General features: G+C 62.6%; 15 protein-coding genes. 9 read left to right on the top strand and 6 right to left on the bottom strand.

The window, feature by feature from the left end:
• Positions 1-348: 348 nt before the first annotated feature.
• Entirely contained in the window at positions 349-1194 is an 846-nt protein-coding gene (locus tag P3T24_RS21160) for a TraB/GumN family protein (protein ID WP_074267887.1), read from the top strand.
• On the opposite strand, the gene P3T24_RS21155 is transcribed toward P3T24_RS21160, so the two are convergent.
• Positions 1191-6641, bottom strand: coding sequence for an AAA family ATPase (locus P3T24_RS21155; RefSeq protein ID WP_429437470.1), 5451 nt, complete (start codon positions 6639-6641; stop codon positions 1191-1193). The two genes, P3T24_RS21160 and P3T24_RS21155, sit on opposite strands and share 4 nt — an antisense overlap.
• Positions 6642-7056: 415 nt before the next feature.
• Here P3T24_RS21155 and P3T24_RS21150 point away from each other — a divergent pair, with 415 nt between their 5' ends.
• Complete coding sequence (locus P3T24_RS21150) at positions 7057-7881, top strand: isocitrate lyase/PEP mutase family protein (protein WP_429437467.1); 825 nt, start codon at positions 7057-7059, stop codon at positions 7879-7881.
• Positions 7882-7964: 83 nt separating this feature from the next.
• On the opposite strand, the gene P3T24_RS21145 is transcribed toward P3T24_RS21150, so the two are convergent.
• Positions 7965-8894, bottom strand: a complete 930-nt coding sequence (locus tag P3T24_RS21145) for a LysR family transcriptional regulator (RefSeq protein ID WP_429437464.1) — start codon at positions 8892-8894, stop codon at positions 7965-7967.
• Positions 8895-9066: 172 nt separating this feature from the next.
• Here P3T24_RS21145 and P3T24_RS21140 point away from each other — a divergent pair, with 172 nt between their 5' ends.
• On the top strand, positions 9067-9771 hold the full coding sequence (locus P3T24_RS21140; RefSeq protein WP_429437461.1) for an SDR family NAD(P)-dependent oxidoreductase: 705 nt from the start codon (positions 9067-9069) through the stop codon (positions 9769-9771).
• 28 nt (positions 9772-9799) lie between these two features.
• Here P3T24_RS21140 and P3T24_RS21135 read toward each other — a convergent pair whose 3' ends face one another.
• Genes P3T24_RS21135 through P3T24_RS21125 form a run of 3 tightly spaced genes read right to left on the bottom strand, consistent with a single transcriptional unit; the run spans position 9800 to position 12229 of the window.
• Positions 9800-10480 (bottom strand): DUF1028 domain-containing protein, encoded by a 681-nt coding sequence (locus tag P3T24_RS21135; RefSeq protein WP_429437458.1) that lies wholly within the window; start codon positions 10478-10480, stop codon positions 9800-9802.
• A gap of 10 nt (positions 10481-10490) precedes the next feature.
• The gene (locus P3T24_RS21130) at positions 10491-10928 is read right to left on the bottom strand and encodes a RidA family protein (protein WP_429437585.1); all 438 of its coding nucleotides are present in this window, start codon (positions 10926-10928) and stop codon (positions 10491-10493) included.
• Positions 10928-12229: a flavin-containing monooxygenase gene (locus P3T24_RS21125; protein ID WP_429437455.1), complete on the bottom strand. Its 1302-nt coding sequence runs from the start codon at positions 12227-12229 to the stop codon at positions 10928-10930. Before P3T24_RS21125 ends, P3T24_RS21130 begins: the two co-directional genes overlap by 1 nt.
• Positions 12230-12437: 208 nt before the next feature.
• Between P3T24_RS21125 and P3T24_RS21120 the strand changes: the two genes are divergently transcribed.
• From P3T24_RS21120 to P3T24_RS21095, 6 genes are all read left to right on the top strand, one after another.
• A complete protein-coding gene (locus tag P3T24_RS21120) occupies positions 12438-13364 on the top strand; it encodes a LysR family transcriptional regulator (RefSeq protein WP_429437452.1) in 927 nt (308 codons plus the stop codon).
• Positions 13365-13487: 123 nt separating this feature from the next.
• Positions 13488-14639 (top strand): aromatic ring-hydroxylating oxygenase subunit alpha, encoded by a 1152-nt coding sequence (locus P3T24_RS21115; protein ID WP_429437449.1) that lies wholly within the window; start codon positions 13488-13490, stop codon positions 14637-14639.
• 35 nt (positions 14640-14674) lie between these two features.
• A complete protein-coding gene (locus P3T24_RS21110) occupies positions 14675-15874 on the top strand; it encodes an ABC transporter ATP-binding protein (protein ID WP_429437446.1) in 1200 nt (399 codons plus the stop codon).
• Positions 15875-15950: 76 nt separating this feature from the next.
• Positions 15951-16937: an ABC transporter substrate-binding protein gene (locus tag P3T24_RS21105; RefSeq protein WP_143787747.1), complete on the top strand. Its 987-nt coding sequence runs from the start codon at positions 15951-15953 to the stop codon at positions 16935-16937.
• 29 nt (positions 16938-16966) lie between these two features.
• Positions 16967-18211, top strand: coding sequence for an ABC transporter permease (locus P3T24_RS21100; protein WP_429437443.1), 1245 nt, complete (start codon positions 16967-16969; stop codon positions 18209-18211).
• Between the two features lie 13 nt (positions 18212-18224).
• Complete coding sequence (locus P3T24_RS21095) at positions 18225-19046, top strand: ABC transporter permease (protein ID WP_429437440.1); 822 nt, start codon at positions 18225-18227, stop codon at positions 19044-19046.
• Between the two features lie 62 nt (positions 19047-19108).
• Here P3T24_RS21095 and P3T24_RS21090 read toward each other — a convergent pair whose 3' ends face one another.
• Positions 19109-20170, bottom strand: a complete 1062-nt coding sequence (locus P3T24_RS21090) for a hypothetical protein (protein WP_429408905.1) — start codon at positions 20168-20170, stop codon at positions 19109-19111.
• Between the last annotated feature and the right edge of the window lie 133 nt (positions 20171-20303).

Below are 20303 nucleotides of genomic sequence, written 5' to 3'. Positions count from 1 at the left end.
CATCCGAACGGGTCACGCCAACGCGATGGATCGGCCACTTCTAAGGCGGCCACGTCACCCGCCGCGGATCCGCCCAAAAGGCACCCACGTCTCTTTAAGTTACGGCAGACGGGCGCGACTTCTGAAGCAGTTCCTCAGTAGGGATTGGCTGAATTTTTTGTAGGTCTCGCGAACCGGAAACCTGAGAAAATACGCTGCGCCGGGTATTCGCCAGGCGCCGTCGAGAGTCCCGCAGCGGCCAGTTACGAGCGGCGGCCAGGCGACTTGTTTCGCATTAGAATCTGAGTATCAGAATGAGAATCGCCGGGTTTCATGGAAGCCCGGCCGCCCGCCGTAAGGGATATCGCAATGCTATGGAAGATTGAAGGCTCCGAGACTCATATTCTGGGTTCGGTTCACGTCACCAACCTCGAGCCGTTTCGCTTGCCGCGCCATGTTCTGGAGGTGTTTAGCACCGCCAGTCACCTCGTGCTGGAAGCAGACCTGTCGGAACCGCCCGACTCGGCGCCCCTATTGCTGCCGCCCGGCACCACGCTCAAGGATTGCGTGACACCGCTTACGTATGCGAAAGCGCATTCGCACTGGTTGCGGCTCGGACTTCCCGGGCAGAATCTGCCGCGCTTCAAACCCGGCGCCGCGGCGCTGATCCTTCACCTGAACGAGGCGGCGAGGAGCGGCTATGTGATGGAGCGCGGCGTCGACCGGCTTCTCTGGGATCGCGCCGTCCACGATGCAAAACACCGTGGGGCGCTCGAAACGGTCGAGGCCCAAACCATCGCCCTGACGTCGGCGCCGATTGCCGAGCAGACCTCCATGCTGGAATATTTCGTGAACGGCGATCTCGGTGTTGCAGAGCTGTCCACGATGGTGCGCGCCTGGACTCACGGAAATACCATCCGTTTCGATGCTGCGCTCACGGAACGCCGCCGGCGCTGGCCGGCCATGTTCGACATCCTGATCAATCAACGCAACAGGAACTGGGTGCCCTCGATTGTCCGGATGGCGGCGGATCGCAGGTCGCGACTGATCGTCGTGGGCGCCATGCATACGGTCGGCCCGGCTGGACTTCCGCGTCTGCTGTCGATGCACGGGCTGCGTTTGCGCAGCCAAAGCTGGTGCCTGCCGGCCACTCCTTTGACGCGATACCGGCATCACGCACGCCGTGAAGCGCACGGCCGGGTCCAGCCCGACTAGTCCGGCGCCGCCTGACGATCAGGAAGACGAACCTTGATCGCAGTGCCGGCGCCGGGCGCACTGAGCACTTCGATCTCCCCGCCCAGCATCAGGACACGCTCTTCCATCCCGGCCAGACCGAACGAGGTTTTTCTGATCGCCTGCGCATCGAACCCTTGGCCGTCGTCGCGAACTTCGAGCACGTAGGCGCCAGGCGTTCGTTCGAGCGTGATGATCACTTCGGTGGCCGCCGAATGCCGGGCGACATTCGTCAACGCCTCCTGGACGAGGCGAAACAGCACCACGGCGTGGTCTTCGCTCATGACGATGTTCTCGTCCTGCACGCGAAGCTGGCATACCGTGCGGCCATTGCGGTCGAACTCGGCAGCCAGCCATTCGAGCGCCGCCACGATACCGGCATCGAGAGCCGGCGGACGCAGCGACGTGATGACGCCCCGCACCACCTCCATGGTGTTGTCCACCAGCGCAATCAGTGCCCGGGTTTCGTCGAACAGCTCCGGGTGGTCATTGCCGAACTGCATGCGCAACGTCGACGCGCGCATGCGTAGCGCGGTGAGATATTGCCCGAGCTCGTCGTGCATTTCCCGTGCGATATGTTTGCGCTCTTCTTCGCGTGCAGTTTCGCGGCGCGAGGTGAGTTCGCGCAACATCTCGTAAGACTCCCGCAAGCGGTGCTCTGCTTCCTTGCGCTCGGTCAGATCGACCACGAAGGCGACACCTTCCTTCCCACTAGCTTCGAAAGCGACCCTGCCGATCATGACGGGCACACGGCTGCCGTCCTTCCTGAGGTACTCCTTCTCCGTTGGCTGTGAGCGCCCCACTGTCCTTAGCTCTTCCAAAGCCAGTGCGGCGCTTTCGCGCCATTCCGGCGGCGTCAGGTCCGTCCAGCGCACGCGCCCCGAGACGAGGTCGTCGCGCTCGTATCCCACCATGCGCAGAAACGCGTCGTTCGCCTCGAGGATGTCACCATCCTCTCTCCAGACGATGATGCCGATGATGTTGGCATCGACGAGCCGCCGAATCCTCGATTCGCGCTCCGCAAGGTCACGGTACAGGCGGGTATTTTCGAGCGACGTCGCGGCCTGCGAGGCAAGCAGCCTTAGCGCGGCAATCCGTGCAGGCGCGAATACGCGGGTGAGCAGATCGTTTTCGAGGTACAGCGCGCCGATGAGTTTGGCCCGGTTCATCAAGGGCATGCAGAGCATCGAACGGGTGCGGTGCTGAACAATGTACGGGTCCGTGGCAAATGTGGGATCGCTCGCTGCATTGTCGAGAATCACGCTCTCGCGCGTACGCAGGACGTGGTACAGAACCGACTCGGGCAGCATCGCCGCGCTCACCGGCACATCGCGCAGCTCGACAAGCGGCATATCGCCGTCGGTCGTGACCTCTGCGGCGATCCGTTGCTCATTGCCGTCCGGAAGAATCAGCAAGCCGCGTCCGGCGCCGGCCTGTTCGATCGCCGTACGCATTACCGTATCGATCAGCTTGTCGAGAACGATCTCTCCCGAGACCGCTTGCGACACCTTGATCACCGTCGCGAGATCGAGGTGTTCGACCGGCGCCCCGATCGTGCTGGTGGGTCTGAGCGCCTGGTCACCTTCTCTGAGGTATGGGTGCATTTCGTCGAGCTGCCGCACCTTGCCATCTGCGCCCCAGCGCCGATACCCTTGCCGGGCGTCCTGCAGATACATGCGGGCTATCTTGTCGAATCCGCGCGCCGCATAGAAGCGCGACGCGAGTTCGCCGGCAAGCGCTTCGTTTTGCACGAAGCCGTTTGCGCGCGCCGAGCGGATCGCCGTTTCGTAGAGGCGCATCGCCTCGGCGTCGCGCCCTTCCAGGCGAGCGATCTCGGCGCCGACCAGCGCAGCGCGATCCTCGAAGTTTTCGGGGCAACTCTGCGCCCGCAATTGCAATTGCCTTTCGTGAATAGCTATCGCTTCGAGAGACTCCCGCGCTTCAGGGCCGGGGCTGGCAACAGGACCGCAGCAGGCAGCCAGCGAGAGCGCGCTGTAGAAATGATATTCCGCCTCTTCCAGGTACGATGCCGCGGTCCACAAAAGACGTTGCGCCCGCATCGAAGCATCTGCCGCCGCCGCGTAGTCGCCGGCAAAAAAGCGCGCCTGCAACTTGCGGATCCAGTACCAGCTGTGCGCAATCACGAGGTCCGGATTTTCGAGGAAGTGACGCTCGATCCGCATCTCGTCGAACTGCCCATCGTTGAAAGAGCCAAAGGCCAGCGTCAGGCCTCGCAGCGTTCGTACCAGTCCAAGCTGCGTCGCGCTGACGTCGGTGGCGAAACCGAAATGCGCTTTTTGCGCGAACATCAGGCTCGCTTCAGCTTCGCGCTGCACGTCGGCGAGTGGATCTCCCGCGATGAGCAGATTGGTGATCATATGGGTGTAGCAATACCCTTCGCAAACGAGGTCACCCGTATTCCTTGCAGCCTCGAACGCGCGGTTCATCAGTTCGCGGCCAGCCCGCAAATGTTTGGCCATCGGCAGGATGACGTTGCCGAAATGCATGTAGGTTCTTGCACGGAAACGCATCAGGCGGCGTCGTTCGACAAGGTCGTAACCCAGCTGACCGAATTGAAATCCGACCTCGTAGTGGCCAAAACGCGCTCCGGCCATCATGCCGAGCCGGACATAGGCGGAGCTGGATCCGTCGCAATTGCCGCGTTCAAGGCTCAGATTGACGGCCCTGGAGACGACCAGCGACCATAGATTCGTATCGGTAAACAGTGCGGCGGGCATGACCTTGACGAGGACGTCCATGGTCGCGAGCGATTCCGGGTCGGTCATCAGCCGCAGATCGATGAGCTCCTCGATCTTGCGGTCTCCAAGCTGGGACCAGATTCGTTCGTATTCCTCACGCGCTTTCTCTTCCGCGGTATGCGGCGACCAGTCGATGCCCAGATGTTCCAGGTAGTCCAGAGCAACCGCAACGGCGCGGCTCGCCTGATCGAGCGTCATGTACAGATCGACGCGCAAACATGTCACGTTGGCACGTTCGGGGACAGTCGCAGCACGCTGAATAAGCACACTCAAACGCTCTTCCGCGGCCGACAGGCGGCCCGTCAAAAACTCGCATTCGGCCCGCTCCAGCTCCAGCGCGAAGATCAGGTCGTGCCGGCGCACCCAGCAATCGTCCCTCAGGAATTCGGCGCCGGCGCTCAGGTAGGTGAGCGCCGACTCATAGGCTGACGACGCCTTCGCACGCTGGCCGGCAATCAGGTTGAGCCCGGCCAGTTGCTCGCGCTCTTCCTGCAGCGTGACGAGGGCTGCACCACGGTTGAGCTGGTTGACGATTTCGAAGACCGCCTCTTGCCGTTTCTCGGGTAGCGTCTGCGCAGCAAGCAAACGTCCGACGCGCAAATGGGCCTGCGCACGCAACGCCTCGGGGATCATCGAGTAGGCCGCCTCCTGCACCCGGTCGTGGACAAACCGGCAGGATTCCTCAAGTTGCTCGATGAGCTCCTGTTCGACCGCCGGCAGCAGCAGTGCCCGGATCTCGTCTCTCGAACGCTCAAGAACGTTCGCGAGCATCGCCGTCGTGGCGGTGTTGCCGAGACAGGCAAACTGTTGCAGCGCCTGCTGCGTTTCGACGGGCAAGCGGGCCAGCTTCGCGACCATCAGGTCGGCGACATTGTCGGTATAGCCCTTGCCATGAATGTTCGGCAGATCCCAGTGCCAGCAGGCTGCGTCGTGATCGAAACCGAGCAGGCCCTCGTCGACGAGTGCGTGCAGAAACTGGATGACAAAGAACGGATTGCCGGCGGTCCTTTCGTGGACGAGCTGCGCGAGCGGTGCCGCGTGTTCCGGCACGTCGCGAAGCGCCTCTGCGATCAACTGTTCGACGTGCCCGCGCGCAAGCGGCACCAGCGCCACTTCATCGAACGTTGCGCCGGCGTTGCGCACGGCCTGCAGCTTGCGCATCAGCGGATGCGAGGCGTCCACCTCATTGTTACGATACGCGCCGATCAACATCAGATGGCGCAGATCCGGACCGGTAAGCAGGTCCTCCAGCAGATCGAGCGTCGCGGCGTCGAGCCATTGCAGATCGTCGAGAAACAGCGCCAGCGGATGTTCCTGCGTGGCGAATACGCCGATGAAGCGCCGGAAGACGAGCTGAAAGCGGCGTTGCGCCTGATGTGGATCGAGCTCCGGGACTGGCGGCGGATCGCCGATGATCAGCGTCAGTTCGGGGATCAGCTCGGTCATGAGCCGGGCGTTCTGCCCAAGGGCTTCGATCAGTGCGTCACGCCAGCTTGCGAGTTCCGTCTCGCGTTTGCCGAGCAGCGGTCGCACGAGCCCCCTGAAGGCTTGCACGAGGGTCGAATAAGGTATGTCGCGCTTGTACTGGTCGAACTTGCCCGAGGCAAAGAGCCCGCGCGGGGGCACCAGCACCTTGTGCAACTCGTTGACGACCGCGGATTTGCCGATGCCCGAGTAGCCGGAAACCAGCACCAGTTCAGGCGCGCCGCTGCTGATGACGCGGTAGAAGGCGGCCACCAGCGTGCCGACCTCGCGCTCCCGCCCGTAGAGTTTCTCGGGGATCAGCAGCCGGTCGGGCGTGTCGTGCGCGCCCAGCCGGAAGACATCGACGCGACGCTGACGCGTCCATTCGGCCAGACAGTACCGCAAATCCCACTCGACGCCGGCCGCGGTCTGATAACGCTCTTCGGGTGTCTTCGCGAGCAGCTTCATCACGACCGCCGAGACGCCAGGCGGAACCGCCCCCACCCGCGCGCTGGGCGGCAGCGGCTTGCGGGCGACGTGACAGTGCACCCATTCCATCGGATCGAGAGCCGTGAACGGCAATGTGCCCGTGAGCATCTGGTAGATCGCGACGCCGAATGCGTAGAGGTCGCTGCGCGAGTCGATCGAACGGTTCATCCGTCCGGTCTGCTCGGGTGCCATGTAGGCGAGCGTGCCGGCAATGGTCTCCGGCGGCTCGGGACGTTGCCGCTCACGCGGCAGCCGCGAGGCAATGCCGAATCCGGTGAGCCGCACGTGCCCGTCCACACAGTTCACGAGGATATGGGCTGGCTTGAGATCCTTGTGGACGAGGCCGCACTGGTGGAGCTTGCCCAGCGCCACCGCGACTCCCGTAGCGAGGCGCAGGACACTTTCCATTTCCATGGGTGCGCCGGTCAACCGCTCGAGCGGCTCGCCGCCTGGATCCTCGAGCACCAGCACGGCGCGGCCTTCTGCCTGCAGCAGTTCCCTGGGGCGCACTGCCCATGCGCTGCCGAGTTGACCCCGCAGCGCAAATTCATGAGCAATACGCGCGAGGCTGGCCGGTGATGGATGCTCGCTGGCCGTGCGCGCCACCAGCACGCTCTCGCTACCGTCCTGAGACCGCTCCCGGCAGAACACGCGCTCGCCATCCTCCCAGAGAAGCTGGGGGCTGCTGCCCGCATCGAATCCGTGTGTGGCGTCCATCTGCACTGGCTGGCTGGTGTGCGGGCTTTGCCCGTCGTGTCTCTAGAGGGCGCACGCCCTGTTTATCTGTTTCATCGGCGTCCTGTGCATGTGAATGCATGACACAAAGCGGCGTATTGTGACCGGCAATTCTTACGCCTTACGATCAGGAACGTTTACAAATGACCGCATCACGCCACGATACACCTTGACGACCGCCGCAACATATTCGCGTCGACCCTTGACGTGCCTGGACGATGGCTTCGCTTGCACCACGCCGGGCGCGAGCCACTCGCCTATAGTCTGATGAAAAGATTGGAATCGCGCACGGCGGGACGTCTAATAAGAAGAGTAAGGTTGCAGGCTTCTCAAGATTAAAAAGCGTCTGGTGGTATCCGTGGTTGCGCTGCCACATCCCACACAAAGGAGAATGATCATGACCCGCACCATTTCCGAAAAACGCCAGGCATTCCGCGCGTTGCACGAAGACGGATGTTTCGTGTTGCCGAATCCGTGGGACGTAGGCAGCGCCCGTTACCTGGCATCCATGGGCTTCAAGGCACTCGCGACCACCAGTTCGGGCTTCGCGTGGTCGATCGGCCGGCCCGACAACGGAGTCTCGCGCGACGCGGTCATAGCTCACCTGCGCGAGATGGTCCATGCGACGGATCTGCCGGTGAACGCCGACTTCGAAAGCGGCTTTGGCAGCAATCCCGCCGAAGTGGCGCAAAGCGTCCGGATGGCGGTGGACGCAGGCGTCGCCGGCCTGTCTGTCGAGGACTCGACGGGCGATGCGAAGTCGCCGTTACTTCCGGTCAACGCGGCCGTGGAACGGCTCGCTGCGGCACGACGCGCGATCGACGAAACAGGCGGCGATACGCTGCTCGTCGGACGTGCGGAGAATTTCGTTGCCGGCGTGCCCGATCTCGAAGACGTGATTGCGCGTTTGCGCGCGTATGCGCAAGCCGGAGCCGATTGTCTGTACGCACCCGGCATCCAGACGCGCGAGCAGATCGAAGCGGTGGTCGCCGCAGTCAGGCCAAAGCCGGTCAATCTGCTGATCGGCGGACCCTCTGCGTTCACGCTCGACGAACTGGCGAAGCTCGGCGTACGGCGCGTGAGTGTGGGCGGTGCACTGGCCCGTGCGGCGTGGGGCGGCCTCGTGGCCAGCGTTCAGTCGCTTGCGGAGGGTCGCTTCGACAGCTTGTCGAAGGAGCCCTCAGGTGGATGGTTGAACAGCGTGTTTAAGGATCCGGCATAGCGTCCTGATCGATCGCCCAGCGGCTGTTGCACAGAGCGACCCACGCAATGAATGGAGCCTCGCGTCCACGCGAGGCTCCCGTTTCACTGACCCAGCCGTTCCCGACACACCGTTAGCGTCAGTTGACGGAGCCAGCGGTGAACAGGATCCACCTCCAGGCGCGGATGCCACATCTGCGACACGGCAATCTCCCCGGTCGTTACGGGAAGCTCGAAGGCGTGAGTGTCGGTGGATGCGGGCAACTCCTGCTGTGCGGACTGATTGTGCAGAACGGACGCAGGCACCAGCGCGATCAGGTCGGAAGCTCGCGCCACCGCGAGCGCGGCGGGAAAACTCGGAACGACGGCGACAATCGTTCGCACCAGTCCTAAAGCAGCCAGCGCCTCATCAACCGGTCCGCTGGTGCGGCCGTGACGGGAGGCGACGACATGGCCGAAGGCGGTGTACCGTTGCGTCGTCACCTCAGGCTCCATCGCGAGTGGATGGCCTTGCCTGACAACGCCTATAAAGCGGTCGCGGAACAATGCCTGCACGCGGACTTCCGGTCCCATTTCGCTCAACACACCGATCTCGAGATCTGCCGAACCGTCTCGCAAGTACGCTGCCGTCTTCTCAAGCTTGGGTGCAAAACGCAAACACACACGCGGCGCAACCGCTGTCGCCGCGGCGATCAGCGAAGCACCAAAGGCTTCGACGAAACCATCGTTGGAACGAATGGTAAAGGTGCGCTGCAACGTCGAGAAATCAAGCTCCGTCGTTGCGGGACCCAGTACAGCACGTGCCTCGTGAACCGCATTCTGTGTGCGTTGACGCAGTGCCTCTGCATGGGGTGTCAAAACCATCTGGCGCCCGGCGCGAACCAGCAGCGGGTCACCGGTCGCCTCTCGAAGCCGGGTCAGGGTTCGGCTCATTGCCGAAGCGCTCAATCCCAGCCGACGCGCAGCACCGGCCACGCTGCCATCGGCAAGCAATGCGTCGAGCGCAATGAGCAAATTCAGGTCGGCTTCTGGCATGCCTGATCCTAGCACGCGCCGTTCAGACATGGCGTTTGATGCAGGTTATAAGTGCAACGGCTGCGCCTTCCGCCATGTCTCGTGGATCGATATATTCGTTGTACCGACTTATGACCCGAACACGTGGCACCTCAAATCATGGTGTATCGGGTCTCGCTCATAGGAGTTACCAATGCAAGACACCTCTGCGCAGAAAACCGTCCTTCTCATCGGTGCATCCCGCGGCCTCGGATTCGCAATGGTCGAGGAATACCTCAAGCGTGGCTGGCAAGTGATTGCCACCGGGAGGGAGGGCTCAATGCAACGCCTGCACCGACTCGCGCAAAGCACTCAGGGTGCACTGGAAGTTGAAGCCGTCGATATCACGATCCCCGATCAGGTCGCCGCGTTACACGATCGCCTCAAGGATCGACGGCTGGATGTCCTTTTCGTGAACGCTGGCGTCAAAAACGACGATCGCGAAACGATCGCCGACGTCTCGACCGAGGAATTCGTGCGCGTCATGGTGACGAACTCGTTGAGTCCAATGAGGGTAATCGAGGCGTTTCAGGATCTTGTGCAGCCGGCCGGAACAATCGGTGTCATGTCGTCCGGGCAAGGCAGCCTCACCAATAACACGAACGGCAATTACGAGGTCTACCGTGGCAGCAAGGCTGCCCTCAACATGTTCATGCGCAGCTTTTCCGCGCGTCACCAGAACGACCCGAAAACCTTGCTATTGATGGCGCCTGGATGGGTAAAGACGGACATGGGCGGCCCCGACGCGCGTCTGACTATCGAAGAAAGCATCCCGAACCTGGTGAAGACGATCGAGGCTTACGAGGGGCGCTCCGGTTTGCATTATCTGGACTACCAGGGAAAGGTCGTTCCCTGGTGAGCAGGGACGAAAGCTCCAGGCAAACACTTCACTCGTCGCCCGGCACGCCGTAGCTCGGCGCTGCGGTCGGGTTCAACGCACGCGTCAGATAGTCCTGCATTTGCGGTCGATAGGCGTGCCACAGCGCTTCCAGTTGTCCGATCGGATCGACCTCCGCCCAGTCGACCCGCAGATCGACGATCGGCCAGATCACGTCGCCCATGACCTTGAGCGCCGCCGAATGCACGGGTCCGGCTTCGCCACCCGCCGCTATCGCGGCACGCATCGACGACAGCAAGCGCTCGGCCAACAGGCCGGGCGTTGTCTCGAACGCCTGAACCATCGCCTCGATGACCTGCACGTCCGCCAGCATGTTGCCGGCGGCGACGCATTGCTCACCCGCCACAGCGTGGTGCAGGCCCAGCGCTTCCTTGCCTGTGAAAAACGCCGTACGGCCCTGGCCGTCGATCACCGTCACCTGGCGATACTGGCTCCATCCGTCGCCGGCGAGCGCACGGTCGAGCGCTGCGGAAGGGTCGAGACGCCCTTCGTCTTCGAGGAGATCCAGAATCCGCGGGCCGAGAGCTGGCAGCGTGACATTCTGGGTCGCTACCGCGCCCACGCCCGCGCGCACCCACGGGCATCGGGCTCCCACCGAAATACTGGACGAGCTGATGGCGATCCCAAGCTGGCCCGTTTCCGCACAACGCCCAACGATGGAGAATGTCATGTGCCGCTCCTTAGTCCTGATTCGGCTTCCAGTTATCGGGAATCACCGCGATTACGTCGATCTCCATCAGCCATTGAGGCTGACCCAGGGCGCTGACCACGAGGCCGGTGGAAATCGGATAAACCCCCTTCAACCATTTACCGACTTCCTGATACACCGGCTCGCGATAACGCGGGTCGATCAGGTACGTGGTGGTCTTGACGATATGCGACAGGTCGCTGCCCGCTTCCTCGAGCAGCTGCTTGACGTTCTTCATCGCCTGCTCGGCCTGAGCTTGCGGATCGCCGAGCCCAATCAGATTGCCATCGAAATCCGTGCCCACCTGCCCGCGCACATAAACGGTGTTGCCGGCCCGCACGGCCTGGCAGAGGTCGTTATCCAGCGCCTGGTTGGGGTACGTATCCTTCGTGTTGAACATGCGGATGCGGGTGTGCGTAGGTTGGGTCATCATGCGCCTTCAGCGTAGTGAAAAAAATCCTGTGTTTGACGTTGCGACGCATCGCGATACGAGAGATACCCGCGCTGCGTGGCGATATGGTCGGCAATGTGCATGGCGTCGTGCCACACACCCCAGATGAAACTGGAGCCACGCCGCGACAGCCACGGTAGACCCAGAAAATAAACGCCGGGTTCGGACGACACGCCTCGTTGATGTTGCGGCTTTCCGTTCGCGGCGAAGGCGTTGACATGCAGCCAGCTGTAGTCGGCCGTATAGCCGGTCGCCCAGACAATGGAAGTCACGCCAGCCTCCGCGAGATCGAGCTCGAGAAGCGGATGGGTCACGCATTCGGGATCGGCCAGCATTTTGCGCGCCTCCGGTTCTTCCGGAAGGTCCAGGCCATTTCGAGCGATATACGCGTCCGCCATGTCGAGCAGCGCCAGATAGTTTTCGTCACCGCGGGTGAGGTTGGCTGCAAGGTCCGGCTGGAAGGCGACGATGCCGCGCTCGAACGATTTCGTCAGACCGGCGAGTACGATGCCTTGCTGGGCAAGCGCCCGGAAGTCGACGGTATGGCCGCCACGGGCACCGCTCACCGCAATGGTGACGTGCTCCCTGCCCGGTGTCGCGACCTCCTTGTCCCACTCGCCCAGCACGCCTAGCCACCAGCAGTAATCGCGGTTGCGATAGGCGCGCGGCGGACGATCGTGTGGCCCCACCGAGAGATATACCTGCCTGCCCGAGCGCTGCAGTTCATCGGCAATCTGCACCCCTGACGACCCGGCTCCCACTACCAGAACGGCGCCCTGGGGTAACTGGCCTGGATTGCGGTAGTCGGCGGAATGAATCTGCGTGAGCCGCTCGTCGTGCGGCGCAACAGGCGGAATCAGGGGACGCTGGAACGCGCCGGTCGCGACCACCACACGATTGGCCTCGACAATGCCCGCCGACGTCTCAATCGTGAAGCCAGACCGGCCAGCGCTACGCTCCACTTTCGTCACCTCGACGCCGGTGCGGATAGGCGCATTGAACTGCCTCGCATACGCTTCGAAATAGTCTGCGACGCGGTCTTTGGACGGAAAGGCGTCGGGATCGAGATCGTCGAATTCCAGACCCGGAAACCGGTCATGCCATGCCGGGCCGTTGGCCACCAGAGAGTCCCAACGTCCCGTGCGCCAGCGCTCGGCAATGCGGCTGCGTTCCAGCACGAGATGCGGCACCCCTTGCCTGCTCAGATGTTCGCTCATGGCCACCCCGGCCTGACCGGCGCCCACCACAAGCGTATCGATTGACGTTTTTTCAGCTGTCATGGCTGTTCCCTTCCGAAAGGCAGCTTGAGTGCGGACATGGTCCGTGGCAGCGCTGCAGGCACGCCGCGCCGGATTCGATGAATGCAATCTACGCCCGCCTCAAGCATCCGAAAAACATATTTCAAAAATGCAATACATCGCTTTTCCCTATGCAAACGGATTTCTTTCGACGCACAATCGCGACAGATAAAACGTCGAGGAGCAGGCGATGGAAGTGGGTCAATTGCACTATTCGCTACGGCAGTTGCGGTATTTCGTGGTCACCGCGGAAGCGCTGTCGTTCACCGCGGCGGCGAAGAAACTGCACATCTCGCAGCCGTCGATCTCGACGGCGCTTGCCGACCTGGAAGCGTCGTTCGGCGTGCAGCTGTTCATCCGCCATCATGCGAGCGGCCTGTCGCTGACGCAGGCCGGGCGCGACATGCTCGGACAGGCGCGCAATCTTCTGAAGAACGCGGAGGAGCTGCAGTCCGCCGCACGCGAGATGGACGGCGGCATGTCAGGCGTAATCGCACTCGGCTGCATGGTCTCGCTCGCGCCGCCGGTCATGCCGGCGCTCATCAGCCGTTTCATTGCCAGCCACTCGGGCGTCACCTTCCGCACCGAGGAAGCCCATCAGGACGACCTGCTGCACGGCCTGCGCGACGGCACGCTCGATCTCGCGCTCACCTACAGCCTCGACCTCACCGACGAGGTCGCCTTCACGCCCCTCGTTTCGCTGCCGCCCTACGTGATTCTGCCGAAGCTGCACTGGCTCGCCCGCGCACGCGCCGTCTCGCTCACGGATCTGCTCAACGTACCGTATGTGATGCTCGACCTGCCGCACAGCCGAGAATACTTCGCAGGACTGTTCGACGCGGTCGGAACGCGGCCTGTGCCCGCGTTCCGTTCGTCGCAGCCGGAAGTGGTGCGCGGGATGGTCGCAAACGGCCTCGGTTACAGCCTCCTCAACTTCCCGCTGAAGTCGCTGCGAACCGTGGACGGCGCGGACTTCGTCATCAAGCAGTTCAAGGACGACGTGACGGCGACCACGCTTGGCATCGCACAATCGCGCGAACTGAAACCACGCCAGTTAGTGAAGCGATTCGCGGACTTCTGCGAGACGCACATCCGCGAACTGCATCGCAGTGACTGAGCCGGCGCGCCCGATGCCTGCATAGGAAAAAACTGGCTTTTACATCCGAAAACAATATTTTGGCTGGCAATTTGACTTGGTAGATTGGTGTCCATCGCAACGCAATGCCGAACCGGAGGCCATATGGCTGCCCTTGCAACGTCGCCGGATACCGGACCCGAGATCGCCCGCGAGTTGCTGGCGAACTGCGAGCGCCCGTTCGACCATGCGCGCGCCATGCCGCCGCGAGTCTATACGTCTGACGCATTTCTCGCGCTCGAACAACGCGAGATCTTTCACAAGCAATGGCTTTGCGTAGGGCGCGCCAGCACGCTCAGCAATCCTGGTGATTACCTGAGCGCGCAGATCGACGGCCAGCCCATCGTGGTACTGCGTAACGAACAGGGCGAGTTGCGCGGCCTGTCGAACGTGTGCCTGCATCGCATGTCGGTACTGCTCGAAGGACGTGGCAACGTCAGACGTATCGTGTGCCCGTATCACGCATGGAACTACACGCTCGATGGCACCCTTGCCGGCGCACCGATGATGGAACGGCAGGCAGGCTTCTGCAAGGAAAGCTACCGGCTGCCGTCGATCCGCTGCGAAACCTGGCAAGGCTGGATCTATGTCACGCTCGATCCTGACCTGCCGTCCGTCGCAACCCAGCTCGAAGAACTCACGCAACTGATCGAGCCGTACGGCATGTCCGACTACGTCGAGACGTTCTACGAAGAACACGTGTGGGACACTAACTGGAAGATCCTCGCGGAAAACTTCATGGAGAGCTACCACCTGCCCATGCTGCATCGTGCCACGGTGGGCCCGCATTCACGGCTCGAAGAGATGGAGTGCCCGCCCGGACGCGCGGCCTTCAACTATCATTGGATTACGAAGGAAGCGTCGCTGCCGATCGGCAATGCGCACCCCGGCAATACGCGTCTGCAGGGACACTGGCGCCGCACGACCGCGCTCCTCGCGATCTACCCGACGCATCTCGTCACGCTCACGCCGGGCTACTTCTGGTACCTCGTGCTGCAGCCGCGCGGTGTGGGCAAGGTGCACATCCAGTTTGGCGGCGGACTCTCGCCCGAGTTTATCGACGATCCCAAAGCGGCCGACTACATGGCCACGCTGAAGACCCTGCTCGACGAGGTCAATGCGGAAGACCGGCGCGGTGTCGAAGCCGTGTTTCGCGGCGTGCATGCCCCGCTCGCGAGGCCAGGCAACCTGAGCCACCTCGAGCGGCCGAACTACGACTTCGCGCGCTATCTCGCGCAGCGAACCGCTACGTCATGACGCGCGTGAGCCGCGCACCGGATGATCACACGACCATGTCCAGCCAATCGTTCATTTCATTCGCAGGGGTCAGCAAATCGTACGACGGCGTGCATAGCGTCGTCGAAGGTCTCGATCTCGATGTCGCGCGCGGCGAATTCGTCTCACTGCTCGGCCCGTCCGGTTCAGGCAAGACCACGACACTCATGATGCTGGCAGGATTCGAGTCGCCGACGCACGGCGAGATTCGCCTGAACGGCAAGCGGCTCGACGACAAGCCGCCGCACCAGCGCGATATCGGCATGGTGTTCCAGAACTACGCACTGTTCCCGCACATGACGATCGCGCAGAACGTCGCGTTTCCGCTGTCGGTCCGCAAGATTGGTCGCAACGAACAGAAGGCGCGCGTGGCGCGCGCGCTTGAGATGGTGGAGCTGCCCCACCTCGCGGCACGCCGGCCGGCGCAGCTTTCCGGCGGCCAGCAGCAGCGCGTCGCACTGGCACGCGCCTTGGTATTCGAGCCGAGCGTGGTGCTGATGGACGAGCCGCTCGGTGCGCTCGACAAACGCCTGCGCGAAAGCATGCAATACGAAATCATGCGCCTGCATCGAGAGTTGTCGCTGACCGTCGTCTACGTGACGCACGACCAGAACGAAGCGCTGACGATGTCGGACCGCGTCGCCGTGTTTTCCGACGGCCGTATCCAGCAGGCCGCGACACCGACCGAACTCTATGAAAATGCGGCGAATGCGTTTGTGGCGAACTTCGTCGGCGAGAATAACGGCTTGACTGGCCGCGTCGTCGCGAGCGAGGGCGAGTGGGCCACGCTGCAGCTCGCCGACGGCACCACCATCAGCGGCCGCGCCGGTGCCGAACTGCGCACCGGCGGCGAAGCGATGCTGGCCTTGCGGCCCGAGCGCGCGCACATCGCGGCAGCGGCGGCTGCGACGGCCGATGCCGCGCGCGGCGAAGGCGATGCGAATGTCGTGCATGCGCTCGTGCAGGAACTCGTCTATTGCGGCGACCATCACCGTGTGCATCTGAAACTGGCACACGGCGAGAGCGTCGTCGTGAAAGTGCCCAACACACAGCATCGCGATCTGCCTGCACTTGGCCATACCGTGGCCGTGACGTGGCGACGCGACGACTGCAAGGTACTGGCCGCCGTTTCGCCACGCGTCGCGGTTACCGCCGACGGCCCCACCCAGGTTTCGCCTTCATCGTCCGCATCGCCACTCATCGCAGGAGTTAACTAAAATGCACGCTACTCGCTCTCCCATCCGGCACGGCGCTATTTTTACCGCCGTCACGGTCCTCTCTGTCCTGTCTTCGATGGCGCACGCCGCCGACACGTTGTCCGTCGTCACGTTCGGCGGCGCTTACGAATCGGCAGCAAAACAGGCCTGGTTCGAGCCGTTCACCGCAAAGACCGGGATCGGCTTTTCGACGGAATCGTACGACGGCGGCCTCGCGAAACTGTCCGCGATGGAACAGGCGAAGAACCCCACGTGGGATCTGATCGACCTCGAAACCAACGACGCCATCACGGCATGCGACGAAGGTCTGCTGCAGAAGTTCGACCGCAAGCAGCTCGGCAATACCGCTGACTTTCTGCCTGGCTCGATCAGCGATTGCGCCGTCTCGGCGATGGTGTGGTCGACCGTGTATGCGTACGACACGACAAAGCTGAAGACGCCACCCACCTCCATCAACGATTTCTTCGATCTGAAGAAATATCCGGGTAAGCGCGGCATGCGCAAATCGCCGAAGGTGGCGATGGAATGGGCGCTGATCGCCGACGGCGTTGCGCCGAAGGACGTCTATAAGGTGCTCGGCACGCCCGCAGGCGTCGACCGCGCATTCAAGAAACTCGACACGATCAAGTCGAGCATCGTCTGGTGGGACGCGGGTGCGCAGGCGCCGCAGCTGCTCGCGGACGGCGCGGTCGTGATGACTCAGGCTTATAACGGCCGCATCGACGATGCCACGCACAAGGATGGCAAGCCCTTCAAGGTCGTCTGGGATGCGCAGGTCTACGACTATGAATGGTGGGGCATTCCGATGGGCGCCAAGCACGCGGCCGACGCGGAGAAGTTCATCGTCTCGGCATCGACTCCGCAGGCCTATGCGGACCTCTCGAAGTACATCGCGTATGCGCCGCCGCGCAAGGAAGCGATTCCGCTGATCGACAAGGCACGCCTCGCCGATCTGCCGACTGCGCCGGCCAACTTCAAGCGTCCGCTGCAGATCGATGCGACGTTCTGGGCCGACAACGCGGATGCGATCAGCAAGCGCTTCCAGGTGTGGCTCACGCAGTAACGAGAACGGGCGAGACGATGAACACGCCAATGCAGCCCACAGCAACGATCGGCACCGGCAACCCCGGCGGCGTCCGTCACGCCTGGCAGCGCGCCCGTCGCAAGGCCGCCTTGCAGGCGTTACTGCTGGCGTTACCGTTGCTCGTGTTCCTGCTCGCCACGTTTATCGCGCCCATCGCCAGTCTGCTGGCGCGCAGTGTGCAGAATCCCGAAGTGCGCGGCAGCATGCCGCAACTGACGGTGGCGCTGCGGGCGTGGGATGGCAACGGCGTGCCTGGCGAACCGGTTTTTGCCGCACTCGGGCAAGGCTTGCGGCAATCGGCCGAAGCCGGCGAACTCGGTAACATCGCACGCCGAATGAATTTCTATCAACCGGAGTTCCGCAGCTTGCTGATGAAGACGGCACGCGAAACGCGCTCGCAGACACCCGACGCGTGGAAGCCTGCGCTGATCCAGATGGACCCGCGCTGGGGCGAGAACGAAACATGGCGCCTGCTAAAACGGGCCGCTACGTCGCCGACGCCGGACTACCTTCTCAACGCGATCGATGCACAGATCGCGCCGGACGGTTCCGTGACACCGGTGCCCGCGGACAGCGCCGTCTATCGCGCCGCCTTCGTGCGCACCATCCAGATCAGCGCGACCGTCACGCTCTTGTGTCTGCTGCTCGGCTACCCCGTCGCCTACCTGCTCGCCACGCTACCGCCGAAACAGGGCAACCGGCTCATGCTGTTCGTCATCGTGCCGTTCTGGACGTCGCTGCTGGTGCGCACGACCGCGTGGTACGTCCTGCTGCAGCCGAGCGGCGTCATTAACACAGCCTTGATGCGCTTCGGCATCGTCCATCATCCCGTTCCGCTGGCCTTCAATCGCACCGGTGTGCTGATCGGCATGACGCACATTCTGCTGCCGTACATGATCCTCGCGATCTATTCGGTGATGAAAGGCGTCTCGCCGGTGTACGTGCGGGCTGCGCAATCGCTCGGGGCGCATCCGGTCACGGCATTCATCCGCGTCTATATTCCGCAGACGCTGCCAGGCGTCGGCGCCGGCTGCTTCCTCGTCTTCGTGCTTGCGCTCGGCTACTACATCACGCCTGCGTTACTGGGCGGCGCGGGGGACGAGATGATCAGCCAGCTGATCGCATCGCAGACCAACGAGCAGCTCAACTGGGGACTCGCGGGCGCTCTGTCGTGCTATCTGGTGGTCTTCACGGCCCTCTTCTATTTCGTCTTCAACCGGCTTGTCGGTATCGACCGGCTGCGCTTCGGCTAGCGGAGAGACCAGCATGCAACCTCAACGTCACCAAACGCTGTCCGAGCGTATCGCGGGCGCAGGGCTGCGCGTGCATTGCGCGTTGATCTTCCTGTTTCTCGTTGCGCCGATTCTCGCGATCGTGCCGTTGTCGTTCAACTCGGGCTCGTTCTTTTCCTATCCGATGGAAGGCATTTCGCTGCGCTGGTACGCGCAGGCGTTCGGCTCGCACGACTGGCAGCTCGCGTTCGCGAATAGCATCGGCATCGGCGCGGTCGCGACATTGATCGCAACCTGCCTTGGGACACTCGCCGCGCTCGGGCTGAGCCGTCCGGTGTTCCCATTTCGCACGATCATCATGCCGCTGCTGATTTCGCCGATGATCATCCCGATCGTGGTGGTCGCCGCCGGCTTTTACCTGATCTTCGCGCCGCTCGGACTCGTGAACTCGTACATGGGCGTAGTGCTCGCGCATGCGGCGCTTGGCACGCCGTTCGTCGTGATCACGGTGACCGCCTCGCTGCTGTCGTTCGACCAGAGCCTGCTGCGCGCCGCCTCCGGTCTCGGCGCGCGGCCGTGGACCACCTTCCGCCGCGTCACGCTGCCATTGATCGCACCGGCCGTCGCGACGGGCAGCGTATTCGCGTTCGCCACGTCGTTCGACGAGGTGATCGTTATTCTCTTCATTGGCGGCCCTGAGCAGCGCACCGTGCCGCGTCAGATGTGGAGCGGCATCCGCGACCAGATCGATCCTTCGATTCTTGCGGTGGCGACGGTGTTGATTGTGTTTGCAACGTTGTTGTTCACTGCGATGAACTGGTTGCGTGGCAGGGCCACCGCCGGCTCGGCACCCTGAAACAAGCCACACAACCTCCCCGCCGCTGCCGGCCCCCGTATCAGTCCATCAATCACATCGAGCTAAAAAGTCACCGCCGCTTTCAGGCTTGTAATTGCTGCAGCATTCAGACGTATCTGGATGTTCTGCGAATAGTTGAGCGTGAAACCCTGCGTGGTGCCCGCTGCCGCAACCGGATACTCGTTGCCGCCCAGAACCGTGCCGTCCTTGACGAGGTTGCCAGAGTAGACGTTGCCGTTGAGGTCGTAATAGGTGTGATACGTCGGGGTGGTCCGGTTAGGACGCACCGCGCTGGCGACGTAGGTGGTGACGCCGTTGATGGTCGACACTGCGCCATTGCTCAGTGTGTAGGTCGTGTCGTCGGAGCCGGACTTGATACCGCCCGCCGTCATCAGCGCGGCGATGGTCGTGCCGGTCGCAACAGGTACGGGCGTGTTTCCGGTTGTCGAGCCCGTATAGTCTTCCACTGTGTACGTGTCGCCGATCTGGGTCTCTGTGTACTTCATGTACGCCGCGCCCGCGGTCCACGTCGTGGTCGTGTTCAGCAGTGCAGTGTTGAAGTACAGAAAGTTGAACCATTGCACCAGATCGGTCGGGGCGGAGGCCACGGTACCGCTCAGCGGCACGACCGAGATATTGCTGCGCAAGGTGCTGTTGACCGTTGTGGCACCGTCCACGGCAAGCGTGTCGGCCCTGACGCCGGTTCCCTGAAAGCTGATGTTCGTGATGTAGGCTGGGCCGGAACCAATCAGGATGCTGCCATTGATCAGATACCGTTCGGGAAGCGATGCGGCAGCCGGAATCGGCAAGGTGTTGGCGATCGACGCGAGCGCGGAGTTGGTCACCTTCTGCGTGCCGGCGCTCGGCGACGCAGCCAGAGACCCGTAGCTGTCGTCGAAATAGCTCGTTCCGCTAACTGTTGCGCCCGAGGCAGGCAAATCCCAGTCGGTTCGATACGCCTGATTCGGCGTGAGCTCGAAGCTTTGAAAAGTGGTTTGATCCGCGCTCAGCGTGGGCGTAGTGCTCGAACCGGAACTGGACCCTGAATGCCCGCCGCCGCACGCGGTCAACGCCGCGACCAGGCCAAATGCGACAGACAGTTTTTTGCGCTGCATCATGTTCATCTGATTCCCCTCTTGGTGTGTTTGATAATCCCCTGGTACCCGGGCACGTCTGCGTCAGGCGTCTGCCGACGTCTGCGCTGGTCTGCGTGCAATGAAAGACTATCGATTGGTCGGGGTGGGGACATCCCCAAAA

It is taken from the genome of Paraburkholderia sp. GAS33, from assembly GCF_050436645.1.
GTDB lineage: Bacteria > Pseudomonadota > Gammaproteobacteria > Burkholderiales > Burkholderiaceae > Paraburkholderia > Paraburkholderia phenazinium_B.
Note: the sequence above shows the minus strand (reverse complement) of the source record. Positions and strands in the feature narration are given on the sequence as shown.